This is a genomic window from Eubacterium sp. AM05-23, assembly GCF_003477535.1.
Classification (GTDB): Bacteria; Bacillota; Clostridia; order Eubacteriales; family Eubacteriaceae; genus Eubacterium; species Eubacterium maltosivorans.
In genome coordinates this window covers 88,114-102,783 of record NZ_QUDF01000013.1, presented here as the reverse complement: position 1 = coordinate 102,783, position 14,670 = coordinate 88,114, and the positions used below count along the sequence as shown (strand labels likewise).

Genomic DNA, 14,670 nt, shown 5'->3' with positions numbered 1-14,670 from the left:
TTTAGAGCGCTTCCTTTGTGAAAATATGGTAGGCCTTCGCCTTATCCAAGCTGCCTTCCAGGATTGTCGTCAGGGGATTATAATAGATTTCTATGGATAAAATCCGGTCGACAAAGGCGTTTAACAGCTCGTCTAACCCTAAAGATATGACGCCTTTTTCATTATCCTCTGTTTTTTCAAATCGGATAAACTGCGCTAAATCCGGCAAGTACAGATCCGCTTCCGTTTCCACAAACAGGCCAAACTCATTTTCACAGCCAACCTTTGCATTGGTGTTAAAAGCCGTGGCGGCCATTAAAGCGGCTTCCTTGAATTTTTCATAATCGGCTTCGGTATAGCCTTCAGTTACACCCATTTCCACAAAATCTTTGTAGGCTGTCGGATTAATGGTAAATCCGTAAAAATAATGGGCTTCGTTGCTGACAATTTTTGTGCCGAGGGTGGACTGCTTATCTTCTTCCTCTTTATCTGCTTTTTCATCTTCCTCATTTTCATTAAGAAGATCTTTTTTCGTCTTATTTGGATTATTATTCGGATTTCTAAAGGGCGATAGTATCTGTTGAACTTCTGTTTCACAACCTTCGTATTTATTAAAGCCTTGACCAATCTGAACCGCTCCCGTAATGGCAAAGTTACTCTTTTTCTCTGCAAAGGTTGCTCCGAAATTCTTTACATCAATTGCTTGAAATAGCTTTTTTAAAATCTCAATATCACTTTTTTCTTTTGCTAAATCCTTAACGCCAAAGATTTCTTCATAACGCTCTTTCAATGTTTTTGGTATAATTTTCTCTTTTTCTTGTTTATAAGATTTTATATATAATATTTTCTCTCCTTGCTCCTGCCACATTTTTTTTATTGGATACTTAAAAGCTTTATCACTTCCAAATATCTCACCTGTTGAGATACTTTTTGGCCTTCCATTAAAATCTGCATTCCAATTTGCCATTATTGATTTAACCCCCAAAACACCAAAAATTCTATTTCTCATTTTCTTTTCCCTCCTTAATTTCTTCATATATCTCTAATTTTCTATACATAATACAGGGATATAAATAGCCCGCCAAAATCATATCCGTATTTGGTTTACCTTTTAGCGATTCACCCGCAACCATCGCACACAATCTCCTAAATTTTTTTGTATGGTCATTAAATGCAAAATTATATTTCTTATAAAGAATCAGCATTTCCTCTTTTAATTTTTGATTGTTTCTGCAATTTAGTATATTATTAATTTGCCCTATTGCTACATCAGAAGTTCTTGCTTTAGAAATATAATAACTCGCCAATTGTCCGATGATAAAATAGTATTCATCTTCATCATCACATACTGGCATATACAAATCATCTGGAATCTCTTCTTTTTTATATTCTCTATCTAAATAAAATTTCTTTAAAAGGCAATCATAAATATTTTTAGCTTTATTCTCCACATTATTACTCCCTTTAAAATGCGCTAAAAGCGCTTGATTAAGATTGTACTGTTCAATCGCTCGCAACCTATATCCCCGACAAATACTATCGATAGTTAAGGCTCTACCATAAAACGGAAAAACGTTAGAAATAACCGTTTCATCTCCTTTATAAAACCAATCAATAAAGCCTTTACGGCATTCAATAATGGCTGTCTTTATAAGATCACTTGGTGCCTTAATGTTTTTTTCTTTTTTATAATAGTTAGGTACCAGTCTTTTGAAGAAGAAAATTTCGTTTACAATCCCTTCAATTACTTTTAACTTTGTCACATTCTCATATATCAAAGATAATGGATTTTTCCCGTTATATTTAATTTTTTGTTTTAACTCTAAAGGAGCTATTTCAGAATGGTATCCTGTTATTTTATCAAAATCTCGAATTTCAACAAAATTACCTTTTGCTTTTGTATTTTTAATGTCAATAAGCATATAATAGCCATTAAAACTACTTTGAGGATAACCTTCATTTTGTTTGAATGATTCAATTCCTTTTTCTTGGCTTAAATAAATACGTTTCTTCCCCAACAAAGCCTGGTTATATAAATAGTCAAAAAATTTTTTTTGAAGAAGCACTTCATCTTCAGATATTAAATATGGCAACGAGTTTTTCCTAGTCCTGCATTCTAAATAAGGTTTATCTTGATTGAGGCCATTATTATTATCATGCACGCCAAAAACCTCTCCATTCAAATTGATATTATAATCATTTTTATTATAAACATTGGTCCAATAGTATCGATTTCCTTCACGTTGATAAACATTATTATCAGCACTAAAAAAAATTTTTAAATACGTTTTATCATCGGTCAATCCAAGGTCGTTAACAATATTGAATATGTGTTTTTTAATCCACTCCCTGTGCTTTTCAACAATTTCTATCTCTGGTTCTCCGATACGTGTTTCAACTGAATGATAGATCTCTAATCCTTTCTTCTTATATTTCTTTTTTGGTTCTTTCAACCGATCAAAGTATAGATCAATAATCTCATTTGTTAACCCCTTTTTATCATTTTTTAAATTTTCCTTTTTGATCCAAAAAGAGTAATAGTTATTACTGTGTACTTTCTTCTTTGGAACATCTATCCCTTTATTTGTTCCAAATATTTTAGAGCAATAATCTTTTTCCAAAAAATCGTCGAAATCTTCAGGGGGTTCATTCATCCGTTTAAGTTCTCTTGTCTTTATGACATTTCCATCTTCTCCAACCAACACATAAGAGCCTTCCTCAGGAACATAGGTATCTAAAATCAGGCTTTCCCCTTTTTCTTCATAAATTTTTTTAAAGACATCAAGACATTCCTTAAGCATTCAATCACCCCTTTCTAAAGGTATCTATAACCACAGAAGCCGTTTCCCCTGGCATTATTTTCTCCAAGCCCGCAGCCCAGTGCCATGTAGGCAAGCTCCTGAGCCATGGGATTCTGCGCAAGCTGCAAAGTAATCTTGTCTCCCAATAAGGTTATTCCTTTATAAGGACAGGAGATCGGGCCTTTATTGTCAAATTGCAGATGCGTGTAAAGATCAAAGTCTTCGTCACATTTTTCACCCATGAAGTTGTTATATTTTTTTATCAGGTTTTCCTTAAGCCTCCGTTCAAATTCATCAAGTGTGACAATCTCTTTCCAGTAACCGCCATCGAATTTCTGGATGACTGGCGTTAAAGTGTAGACTCGGCCGATGGGAATTTTTTTGATCTTTCTTACGGTCATGGTCAGGGACTTCATCTCTTCGGTATAAGCGTTGGTGAGATACTCCTGAAAATAGTTCATCAAGTTTTCATCAATGGTCCGTATCTGTATAGTGTAAATTTTATCCTGCCTGTAGACTCTTTGCGGCTCCACTGGATAAAATCCAGAGAAGCTGTAATTTTTATAATCGGTCTTTTGATGAAATGCCGCCATTTTTTCATTCTGAACCAGCGCTTTGTCAATCAAAGCGCTAATCTTTTCCTGTACTGCACTAATTGGAATATCCTTCAGTAAAAATACTTTTAACCGTCCTTCGTAAACCTGCATATCCATCACCCCATTTTAATAATTAAAAATTCAGAAAGTTTTATAATTCTTTAAAAATACCAGCACACAACACTTTTCTGAATCATCTGTTGAAATCTTCTGTATGCTGGTAAATTTACATTTCAAAAAATCAGCAAAATTTTATCTAATTTTTTCTTTAGACACATAAACTTCAAATATATTAAATAACTTTATTCTAAAAATAATTTTTATTTTCATCTTTTCCTTTCCAGGCTTTTGTTATTGTGGTATAAATAAACATCCCATGTTAAACTTCAAAAACATTTCAGAAAAGTTAGATTTCACTTCGATTGTATCACGTTTACAATTGAAAGTAAATAAAAAAGAACCGACTAGCGGTTCCTTATACTCCTCACAATATTAAACCCCAAACAACCTCCGACAATTCTCAAACGTTATTTCCTGTACCTCTTCCACTGGTATCTTCTTAATCTCTGCGACCTTTTCGGCCACAAAACGGACATAGGCGGGCTCGTTGCGTTTTCCCCGGTAGGGAACAGGGGTGAGGTAAGGGCTGTCGGTTTCAATGAGTAACCGGTCCAGAGGCATATACCGAACCACATCGGGAGCTTTTCTGGAGTTTTTAAAGGTCAGAGGACCGCCGATGGAGAGATAGAGCCCAAAATCAAGGAGAACTTTGGCCATCTCGACACTTCCGCTATAGCTGTGAAATACCCCGCCGACATTGGGATCAAGACAGGATTTTACCATATCCAGACAGTCGCCGTGGGCATCACGGTCGTGAACGATGATGGGCTTTTTCAATTCGTTTGCCAGGGCGATCTGTTCTTCAAAAACATTTTTCTGTAAATCTCTCGGCGCGCCGTCATCGTAGTAATAATCCAGGCCAATCTCGCCGATGGCCAGTACTTTTTCCTGTTCACACCAGTCTTTAATCATCTTCGGGTGCTTATTTTTATCAAAAGACGCGCAATCGGAGGGATGAAACCCAACGCCGGCATAAACAATGTCGTAGGTCTGGCTCAACTCTACGGCCCGGGTGCTGGTGTTTTCTTCGGTACCAGGATTTAAAATAAACCCGACGCCGGCCTCCTGGGCATTTTCAATAATCGTATCTACTTCATTCTCAAAACGCTCGTCATCTAAATGCGCATGGCTGTCTGCTAACATTTTTATCACATCCTTCTGGTTTATTATAATCGAACAAACATAATTATGAAAGGCCTTAAAAAGATTTATTGCCAAAATTCCAGAAGAAATTCAAAAAAGAGAAAAACCCTCGCAACGCATAAGGGGGGACGTTGTCTCGAGGGTTTCTCTATAGGGGAGAGGGGGGGTAATATATGATTTTATTCCGCTGTGAACCTCACTATTCACAGCTCAATAAACAAATCTGTACCGCTTGAAACAGGGGAGTTTCAATTGGTATTTGTTTATTTGTCTATAGTATACAACCTTTTGAAAATAAGTCAATAGTGAAATGCGTTGCACCTTTTCTGTAACAGTTTTCACGATAATGACGCTCGTTTTCGCTCTCACTTTGTCTGAATATCCCTTCAGAAAGTTTTAAGCTTTTTGTGTTTTCGCCGATGTTTTGTTCTGCCGGTCCACTTCCATCGTAATTCTTTTTTTTCGAACATTACTCAAAATCTCCGTGAGACCCTGGCTGTCCTCTGCCTGAATCATTTTTTTCATGGTGTCCATGCTTTTTTCAAATTTTTCAATCTGGTCGACCAGCGCTTCTTTATTGCAGATAAACAGTTCTGTCCACATGCCCGCATTGATCATGGCAATGCGTGTGAGGTCTCCGAAGCTGCCGCCCTCATAATCTGTGATATGGAGGTCATCCTCGCTGTCCACAAGGGCACTGGCGATAACGTGGCAGAGCTGCGAGGTAAAGGCGATCTTCTGGTCGTGGACCTCTGCGGTGGTTTCCACAATATTCACAAAGCCCAGATTATGGATAATCTCTTTGATAAAAGCCAGATTTTCCGGTTTGTTTTCCGGCTGAGGAACTAAAATATAATTCCGATTCTTAAAGATAGAATCATCCGCATTGCCGAAGCCTTCTTTTTCGCTGCCGGCCATGGGGTGGCCCAGAATCAAATCCAGATCCTCCCGCAGCACGCCTCTGAGATGATCGACCAGCAGCTTCTTAACACCGGTAATATCTGTGATAACAGCGTTCTCTTTGAAGTCCTCCATATATTCCAAAATAAAATCCAGCGCAAGCTGTGGATAAAGACAAATCACCACCAGATCAGACACTCCCAGAATCTGGCGGATTCCTTCCGGCTCACTGACGCCCCAGTCAATAACCTCTTTCCTCAGAGCGTCCTCCAGGACTTCTTCATTGATGTCAAAGGCGCAGATCTTATCTGGCCCCTGCTTCCGGATACCCATGGCCAGCGCGCCGCCCATGAGCCCAAGGCCGATAAAGCTGACGGTTTTTCCTTTTAATGTTTCCATCCTAAAGAACCTTTCCCTCAAATTCTGCGTATTTTTTAAGTGTCGCCATAATTTTATCGAATTCATCCGGCGTAATGGCCTGGTCACCATCACACAATGCTTCTTCAGGCTTATTGTGCACTTCAATCATTACGCCGTCAGCACCGGCCGCAATGGCTGCCTTAGACATGGATTCTACCATCCAGTTAATGCCTGTCGCGTGGCTCGGATCAATGATCACTGGTAAATGGCTCTTTTTCTTGAGCAGTGGAATGCAGCTCAGGTCAAGGGTGTTGCGGGTCGCGTTTTCAAAGGTACGGATACCGCGTTCACAGAGAATAACCTGCTCGTTGCCGCCTGCCATGATGTATTCAGCCGACATCAGGAATTCCCGCATGGTGGCAGACAGACCGCGTTTCAGCAGAATGGGTTTGTCGATTTTGCCAAGCTCCTTGAGCATCGTAAAATTCTGCATATTGCGCGCGCCAACCTGAATAACGTCCACTTCATCGAAAAGCGGCAGCTGAGACATGTCCATCAACTCGGTAACAATGGGCAAGCCCGTTTCTTTTTTGGCTAAAAGCAGCAGCTCCAGCCCATCTGCGCCCATTCCCTGGAATGAGTAAGGGGAGGTTCTGGGCTTGAAAGCACCGCCCCTCAAAAATTTTGCTCCAGAAGCCTTGACATCTCTGGCAATTTCAACGATCTGTTCCTCACTTTCCACCGAGCAGGGGCCCGCGATAACGGAAACATGGCCTTCACCGATACGATTCCCCTGAACGTCAATGATTGAATCATCTGGATGGAAAGCACGGTTGGCCTTTTTGTAGGGCTCCTGTACCCGCATGACCTTTTCAACGATATGGTTTGAACGCAATTTATGAACGTCAATGGTCTGCGTTTCGCCGATTAATCCTAAAATTGTGTGATCCACCCCCTGAGAGTAATGGATCTTCAATCCCTGGTTCTCGATGGCAGCGGCCAGCTTCTGTACTTCTTCTTCCGGGGTTCCTGGTTTTACGACAACAATCATTTGTGTTTCTCCTTAATATTTTATTTGAATTCACAGCCTGTACGTGCACTTACAGGCGTTTTAGGACAAAAGAAAAGGGAGACTCACCGAGTCTCCCTTAATAAACTGATTTTTCTTCAGTATTGGAAAATTTACAATGTCTCTACGACACCGCAAAACGACTCTCAGGTGAACTTAATTTTATGCACGCAAAATAACCAGCACCATAATAATAGCCCTGGCTAAAGTAAAAGTATGCATTTAAGCTCATTCTTAAATCCTTCATGACGTTTTTCCTTTACCTGAATTTTTAAGTTGTTTTTCATTATAGACCTGTTTCCGTGAGTTGTCAACGCGTTTTTGTAAAAATATATTACAGGAGGGAGAGCCTCCTGTATCAAAACCGGATGAGTTCCTGGTAAATTTTTTCGATGAACTGGTCCGTCATACCAGAGATATAGTCAATAATGGCCCGATAGAAGTCCATAGGCTCTTCAGGAATACGATAGATAATCCGGTTTTTCAGAAGACAGCCCTCTGTCCGCCGGTCAGTCTGGTTCCAGTAGTCGCTGATCCAGTCCAAAAAGTTGGTGGTTAACAGGGGAAACTGCTTCTTAAAATAGGGAAGTTTTTCTGCCATCTCACCTCTATTATAGAGCTCCTTCAGGGCATCGTATACCCGGTGTATAATCAATTCACCATAGTCTTTATAACCGTTTAGCCGTTCATGATGATAGATGTTTTCCACATTAAAATCCTGAATGTTTTTTAAAACCTCGAAGCCCTCATCGGAAAAGCGCAGGCCGTTTTCCACTGAGCTGTTTTTTCCAAGGTCCAGAATCAAAAGGTGGATAACCGTGGTGTTGTTGACATTTCCTCTGGACTGTCCCTGCTTTTCAAAATACTCTGCCACGATACCATCAAGTATCTCCAGCTGGCCGCCGCTCAGAATATCCAGGGTTTGCGCGTCCTCGATATCGCGTCCCAGGTAAGATATTTTGTCAGCCAGCTTGACCACACAGCCCTCCCATGTAAAGGGTGAAAACTGGTTGACGCGCTTAAAGGTTGACAGGTCAATGGCTTCTTCTCTTGGGTACAGGGCGGCCTCGCTGACTTCGCCGCAATGGGCGATAATACCATCCCGCACCCCGTAGGTCAAATCAAGATTATATTTTTTCCGGTCCGGCCCTTCCAGAAGCTCAATATTATCCACAAAGTGCAGCCCGTTTTTTTCATGCCAGTAATACTGACCATTCTGGCCGCTCCATAGCTTTTCATCCCTCACAATGTCATTGAGCACTTTTTCACCGTGATGGCCAAAGGGCGGATGACCAAGATCATGGCCGATGGCGATGGCCCTTGCCAGCTCTACGTTAAGCCCCATGTACTCACAGATGGTGGACGCTACCGATTCCACGTAGTTTACATGCTCGATACGGGTACTGATGTGGTCATTCCCCGGCGAAAAAAACACCTGGGTTTTATGTTTGAGACGCCTGTAGGCTGTACTGTGGAGGATGCGTGTGAAGTCTCTCCCAAAGGGGGTGCGGATATCCCCCTCCTTCTGATACAGCGCATGTTGTCTGGCGGTGGCGGCCTTCCATTTTTCTGAGCCCGGAACCGTTGCCACTCTGGCCAGACGCCCTTGTGTATTGATCATTTCCTGTCACCTTCTTTCCGTAAATTCTAAAAAAAGCCCTCCGGGCTTTCCGTCGGGCTTTCTTCCACAAATGGATTCCTCAGGTCCAAATGCTTCCTTAAATTTTATTATACAGTACTTTTAAAAGCCCGTAAAGCATTATTTGCATTGACAAGAATATGGAATAATGGTATATTACATATAATTCTTATTAAATTAATATGTTTTCATGCATTAAGGAGATAAATCATGGATAAAAACTTGAAATTTGAAACCCTCCAGCTTCACGCCGGACAAACCCCGGACCCTGTAACCCATTCTGTGGCGGTGCCCATTTACCAGACCACTTCCTATGCCTTTGACAGCACCGAACACGCAGAAAACCTCTTTGGATTAAAAGAAAACGGCAATATCTACACCCGCATCATGAACCCGACCTCCGACGTACTGGAAAAGCGTATGGCCGCCCTTGAAGGCGGAGTCGGAGCTCTGGCGGTAGCCTCTGGCTCTGCGGCTATCACCCTGACCATCATGACCATCGCCCAGGCCGGTGACGAAATCGTCGCTGCCTCTACCCTTTACGGCGGCACCTTTAATCTGTTTGACGCGACACTGCCAAAGTTTGGCATTAAAACGACCTTTGTGGACCCGGACGATCCGGCGAACTTTGAGGCTGCGGTCAATGAGAACACAAGGGCCATTTACATCGAATCCCTTGGCAACCCCAGCATCAACATCGTCGATGTCGAAGCTGTCGCAAAAATCGCCCATGACCATAAAATCCCGCTGATCATCGACAATACCTTTGCCACCCCTTACCTTTTTAAGGCGCTGGACTTCGGGGCAGACATTGTGGTTTACTCTGCCACTAAGTTTATCGGCGGCCATGGCACCACCATCGGCGGCGTGATCGTGGACGGCGGTACCTTTGACTGGGCAGGCAGCGGCAAATTTCCGGAATTCACCGAGCCTGATGAAAGCTATCACGGCATTGTCTATACCCGGGATGCCGGCAGCGCGGCCTTTATCACCAAAGCCCGCGTCCAGATGCTCAGAGATACCGGCGCCTGCATCAGCCCGTTCAACTCCTTTTTGCTGCTTCAGGGCCTTGAGACCCTTTCGCTGCGGCTGGACCGCCATGTAGAAAACACCCGCCGGGTCATCGGCTTTTTATCCGGCCACTCAGCGGTCACCTGGGTGAATTATCCCGATCAGGCAGACAACAAATACCACGCCCTGGCGCAAAAATATTTCCCCCGCGGCACAGGCTCCATCTTCACCTTTGGCATTAAAGGCGGCATTGAGGCTGCCCGCAGGTTCATTGATAATATCCAGATTTTCACCCATCTTGCCAACGTAGCCGACGCCAAATCCCTGGTGATCCATCCGGCCACCACCACCCATCAGCAGCTTTCCGGCGATGCACTGCTGGCCGCTGGCATTACAGAGGATATGATCCGCGTATCCATCGGTCTGGAAAACGCTGACGACCTGATCGGCGCCCTTGACGACGCGCTAAAGCTTTCACAAAAATAAAAAACAGGGAGAGTGTCATAATATGAAAGTCTATGAAGAATTAACCGAGCTCATCGGCGGCACGCCGCTTCTGAAGCTGAACCACCTGATGGAAAAGGAAGATCTGGAGGCCAATCTTTTCGGCAAGCTGGAATTTTTTAATCCCGGCGGCAGTGTCAAAGACCGCATCGCTTTGTCCATGATCCTCGACGCGGAGGAAAAGGGGCTTCTCGCACCTGGCGGCACCATCATTGAACCCACCAGCGGCAATACAGGCATCGGCCTGGCTCTGGTGGCAACCCTCCGAGGCTACCACCTTATTCTGACCATGCCGGAAACCATGAGCATTGAGCGCAGAAGCCTGCTCAAGGCCTTTGGCGCAGAAATCGTCCTGACCGACGGCGACATGGCCATGCAGGGCTCCATCGACAAAGCCAGAGAGCTCAACCAGAAAATTTCAAATTCCATTATCCTGGAGCAGTTTGAAAATCCTGCCAACCCCATCGCCCATGAAAAAACCACCGCTGTGGAAATTCTGGATGATCTGGACGGACAGGTAGATATCTTTGTGGCTGGCGTTGGCACAGGCGGCACCCTTGGCGGCGTGGGAAAGGGGTTAAAAGAAAAAAACCCAGACGTGCAGATCATTGCCATAGAACCCTGGGGCTCCCAGGTATTAAAGGGAGAGCCGGCCGGCTTCCATGCCATCCAGGGGATCGGCGCAAACTTTATTCCCGCTGTTCTGGATCTTGAAATCATCGATGAGATCATTCCTGTAAAGGATGAGGATGCCTACACCTGCGCCCGGATGTTAACCAAAACCGAGGGCCTTCTGGTCGGTATCTCTTCCGGCGCTGCGGCCTGGGCGGCTATCCAGCTTGCCAGACGGCCGGAAAACGCGGGGAAAAACATTGTTGTCCTGATGCCTGATACCGGTGAACGCTACCTGTCCACACCGCTTTTTAACTGAACAAAGCCAGAACCTGCCAGACTGTAAGGCGCGGCAGCCTGGCCTTAATTGACGTCAACTAAAAAAGGAAGTGACTTTATGCCTATTAAAATTCCAGGCGACCTGCCTGCATTTCAGATTCTCGAAAATGAAAACATCTTTGTCATGGACCAGGACCGGGCGACCACACAGGATATCCGTCCGCTGAAAATCGCCATCATGAACCTCATGCCCACCAAGGTGGTTACCGAAACCCAGCTGCTGCGGCTCGTCGGCAACACCCCTATTCAGGTGGACGTCACCCTTTTGCAGTCCGATACCCATGACTGCAAAAATACAGACCAGGCCCACCTGGATACCTTCTATAAAACCTTCAGCGATGTGCGCTACGAATACTTTGACGGTCTGATCATCACCGGCGCACCCATCGAGACCCTTCCATTTGAGGAAGTAGACTACTGGGATGAGCTGGTGGATATTATGGATTGGAGTCTGACCCACGTCTATTCCACCCTTCACATCTGCTGGGGCGCCCAGGCGGCTCTGTACCACCACTACGGCGTGCCCAAGCACAATCTGGACCACAAGCTCTTCGGTGTTTTCGAGCACCATCTTGAGGAAAAGTACATCCCGCTGTTCCGCGGCTTTGATGATATCTTCTATGTACCCCATTCCCGTCATTCCGAAGTGCGGCGCGAGGACATCGAAAAGGTGCCAGAGCTTTCCATGATGGCCATGTCTGATGAAGCGGGCGTGTATATCGTGACCGCTAAAGAAGGGCGACAGATCTTTATCACCGGCCACAGCGAGTACGACTGGGATACCCTGAAAAAAGAATACGACCGGGATATCTCCCAGGGTAAGCCCATCAATGTTCCCAATAACTATTACCCGGGCGACGACCCTACGAAAAAACCCGTGGTGCGCTGGCGCGGCCATTCCAATCTGCTGTTTTTCAACTGGCTCAACTATTACGTTTACCAGGCGACCCCTTACGATTTAGATAACAATCCAGATTTTGACCATCACTAAGCGGTTTGCTTCAAAAATATAATGTCAAAAGCCCCAGGCTTCACAGTGTGTGAAAGAACATTGAATGAATTTCAAAAAAACCTAAAATAACAGCGTTTCTAAAAGTCTGTAAGTCAGAACAATCACTGGCCCGCAGGCTTTTTATTTATTGAAAAGGCCGCAGACACGAGAAAGCATCTGGCTCTGCTTCTTATCAAACTGTTTTTTCTTACTTTGTAAAACAAAAAACATTTTAGTATACATATTTTTAAGAAAAGAGGTTTTTTGTTCCATAGTAGTTGATTTTTTGTCATTTTTGCTGTATAGTGTATTTAAAGTATATTGTCTTTTTACGAAAGGAGACATCCAATATGAGTAAAGAAAGAAACGATGAATTATTTTTTGGCGCTGACATTAAAGATAACGCAAAAAGAGAAGGCGAAAAGTCTAAAAAGCAGGAACGTGATGACGAAGTGTACTTCGGTGCAAGGGTACTTGAAAAAGAAGACGAAGTTTTAAGTGAGGAAGAACAAGAACGCGCGGACGAGGTACAGTACGGCGCAAAAGTAAAAAAATAGGCCCAAAAGCCAGCAAAGATCGCTTTCGCTGGCTTTTTTTATTCACTATTTTTTGCTTTGGATCATCTGTCTTTTAAAAGAACCACCCATGCTCCACGATAAAATACAAAAACGAGCAAGCCGCCACTGAAAAATCAAAAAAATCTGCTGCATTTATACCACCTGTTTATCCACACCAAACGCCTCGAATTTTAAAGACAAAAATTTATTTAAAATAACTTTGAAAAGAGTTATGCACAATTAAGCTTGCAAATTTATAGAAGAGGGGATATAATGATAAAGTAAAAGCAAATAAAAAGTGCGGCATCCGGCAATGTGCACCACCACATTACCGGCTTGCGCAGGGTGAAGACACCACCATACACAACGGCCCACAGGGGCACGTACCGCTTATTTATTATATGCCATTTTGTGTTTTATCACAAGTGATTTTTTGTGCTCCAATGTAATAAGGCGGTTTATTTGTGTAACGCGTTTTCGGAGAAAGAGATCGAGGGGACTTCTGTATCCTTAATTCGTTTTTTGAAGCTGTGTATGGTCACGTCTGGCCCTGCACGGCTTTTTTGTTTGCCGTCTGCGGGGCAGCGGGGCTGAACCCCTGTCCCGCGGACAAAAAACACAATGACGGAGGAAAGAAAAATGCAGGAACTCGACCACAAGGCCATTGGCCTTCGTATCCGCAAACAGCGGACCTTTTTAAATATGTCACGGGACCAGCTGGCCAGAAAAATTGGCATCACACCCACCTTTCTGGCAGATATAGAGCTTGGAACAAAGGGCTTTTCACTCAAAAGCCTGAATTATTTCTGCAACGCCCTCAAAATGTCGTCGGACGCAATTCTCTATGGCCCGAGGGAGTACATGGGTACAAAGTACTCGGCCATACTGGAACTGCTCGAGCGCTGTCCCAAAGATAAAGGTAAATACGCAGAAGAAATTCTGACGCTGTTTCTGCTGAGTCACGACCCGGTTGAGGAAATACCGGAAGCATAAAAACAGGTTGTTAATATCCTCAAAAACACCCGCTCTGCTGAAAAATACAAGCGAAAAAGACCATGAGCCTTAAAAAGAATAAAGCGCCCATGGTCTTTGTTTATTTTCACTTTCACGCGGATTTGGATTTACATTTGCCTCGTTTTCTGCAGCCTGCGCATGGATCCAGAATTTCAGAAAGCACCCGCTCGTCAATCGTTTCTATTATTTCTTTTTCTTTATACAAAATGTTATAAGCCTCATACTTTTTGTAATTCCGGATTTCCCTTTCGCGCTGTTCCTTCAGGTCTTTATTTTTTCTTTGCCAATGATCCATTTCCTCATCTTTTCCGAGGCTTTCGCACAGCGCTGCAAAGCCCTCTATAAAAATATCCGCGCCGTTTTCTATGAGTATGCTGGCATCCATTCTGCTGTTCAAAAATGCCGCCGCCCCTCTTTCGCAGATACGGTAAGCCTTGTTCATATCTTTCTTTGTTTCTTTTTTCGCATAGTGCTCAGCGTAGAGCTGCCAGCCAAAAAAATTCACCGGATAATCTGCAAGCGCGTTTTCCACCAGCGCATTGGCTTCATTTTCTTTGCCCTGCAGATAAAAAAGATCGGCCAGGTTAACCTGAAAAACGTTCCGGATATTGCCCGTATCAAAATCATTCATCATAATTTTGCAGAAATCTTCCCGCTCTTTCTCCCGATTGCGTCCGGACCAGAAGAAAGTCGACACCAGATCATCAAACCAACCGCTGATTTCCATCGCTTTCCAATAATCCCTGATGCACGCATATAAATAGGTACTCTTCATTGCCTTACTCTCATTTGCAATTTTCAGGAAAACCGAATACCAGATATCGATCGCTCTGTATGCATCGCTCTCATACAATTCATCCCCCTGAGCAATTTCTTCCAATAGCACGTCTGTTTCAATTTCTGTAAACATATTAAATCCCCTTACTTTTGTAATGGTTTAATCATAGCACAGCAAGAAATAAAAGTAAATCAATTTTCATAAAAAATTATTTTTCTTAAAAATAAATTATGTTTTGTTTTTAACAATCTTTCTTC

General features: G+C 43.3%; 13 protein-coding genes. 5 read left to right on the top strand and 8 right to left on the bottom strand.

Annotated features, from left to right (window positions below; translation table 11 throughout):
* Position 1: 1 nt before the first annotated feature.
* From DW091_RS16405 to DW091_RS16375, 7 genes are all read right to left on the bottom strand, one after another.
* A complete protein-coding gene (locus tag DW091_RS16405; protein ID WP_118518703.1) occupies positions 2-988 on the bottom strand; it encodes a type I CRISPR-associated protein Cas7 in 987 nt (328 codons plus the stop codon).
* Positions 978-2,780 carry a hypothetical protein gene (locus DW091_RS16400; protein WP_090412149.1) on the bottom strand — a complete coding sequence of 601 codons (1,803 nt, stop codon included), beginning with the start codon at positions 2,778-2,780 and terminating at the stop codon, positions 978-980. The genes DW091_RS16405 and DW091_RS16400 overlap by 11 nt, the downstream gene beginning before the upstream one ends.
* A 14-nt stretch (positions 2,781-2,794) precedes the next feature.
* Positions 2,795-3,493 (bottom strand): CRISPR-associated endoribonuclease Cas6, encoded by a 699-nt coding sequence (gene cas6, locus DW091_RS16395; RefSeq protein ID WP_224168829.1) that lies wholly within the window; start codon positions 3,491-3,493, stop codon positions 2,795-2,797.
* Between the two features lie 375 nt (positions 3,494-3,868).
* Entirely contained in the window at positions 3,869-4,639 is a 771-nt protein-coding gene (locus DW091_RS16390) for a TatD family hydrolase (RefSeq protein WP_118518701.1), read from the bottom strand.
* Between the two features lie 396 nt (positions 4,640-5,035).
* Positions 5,036-5,938, bottom strand: a complete 903-nt coding sequence (locus DW091_RS16385) for a prephenate dehydrogenase (protein WP_118518700.1) — start codon at positions 5,936-5,938, stop codon at positions 5,036-5,038.
* 1 nt (position 5,939) lies between these two features.
* On the bottom strand, positions 5,940-6,950 hold the full coding sequence (gene aroF / locus DW091_RS16380; RefSeq protein WP_058693082.1) for a 3-deoxy-7-phosphoheptulonate synthase: 1,011 nt from the start codon (positions 6,948-6,950) through the stop codon (positions 5,940-5,942).
* 376 nt (positions 6,951-7,326) lie between these two features.
* Positions 7,327-8,589, bottom strand: a complete 1,263-nt coding sequence (locus DW091_RS16375) for an HD domain-containing protein (protein WP_118518699.1) — start codon at positions 8,587-8,589, stop codon at positions 7,327-7,329.
* Positions 8,590-8,814: 225 nt separating this feature from the next.
* Here DW091_RS16375 and DW091_RS16370 point away from each other — a divergent pair, with 225 nt between their 5' ends.
* From DW091_RS16370 to DW091_RS16350, 5 genes are all read left to right on the top strand, one after another.
* The gene (locus tag DW091_RS16370; RefSeq protein ID WP_058693080.1) at positions 8,815-10,104 is read left to right on the top strand and encodes an O-acetylhomoserine aminocarboxypropyltransferase/cysteine synthase family protein; all 1,290 of its coding nucleotides are present in this window, start codon (positions 8,815-8,817) and stop codon (positions 10,102-10,104) included.
* Positions 10,105-10,126: 22 nt separating this feature from the next.
* On the top strand, positions 10,127-11,053 hold the full coding sequence (gene cysK, locus DW091_RS16365) for a cysteine synthase A (protein ID WP_118518698.1): 927 nt from the start codon (positions 10,127-10,129) through the stop codon (positions 11,051-11,053).
* 78 nt (positions 11,054-11,131) lie between these two features.
* On the top strand, positions 11,132-12,064 hold the full coding sequence (gene metA, locus DW091_RS16360; protein ID WP_118518697.1) for a homoserine O-succinyltransferase: 933 nt from the start codon (positions 11,132-11,134) through the stop codon (positions 12,062-12,064).
* Between the two features lie 350 nt (positions 12,065-12,414).
* The gene (locus DW091_RS16355; RefSeq protein WP_058693077.1) at positions 12,415-12,621 is read left to right on the top strand and encodes a hypothetical protein; all 207 of its coding nucleotides are present in this window, start codon (positions 12,415-12,417) and stop codon (positions 12,619-12,621) included.
* 639 nt (positions 12,622-13,260) lie between these two features.
* Complete coding sequence (locus DW091_RS16350; RefSeq protein ID WP_118518696.1) at positions 13,261-13,614, top strand: helix-turn-helix transcriptional regulator; 354 nt, start codon at positions 13,261-13,263, stop codon at positions 13,612-13,614.
* A gap of 112 nt (positions 13,615-13,726) precedes the next feature.
* On the opposite strand, the gene DW091_RS16345 is transcribed toward DW091_RS16350, so the two are convergent.
* Complete coding sequence (locus DW091_RS16345) at positions 13,727-14,545, bottom strand: hypothetical protein (protein WP_118518695.1); 819 nt, start codon at positions 14,543-14,545, stop codon at positions 13,727-13,729.
* Between the last annotated feature and the right edge of the window lie 125 nt (positions 14,546-14,670).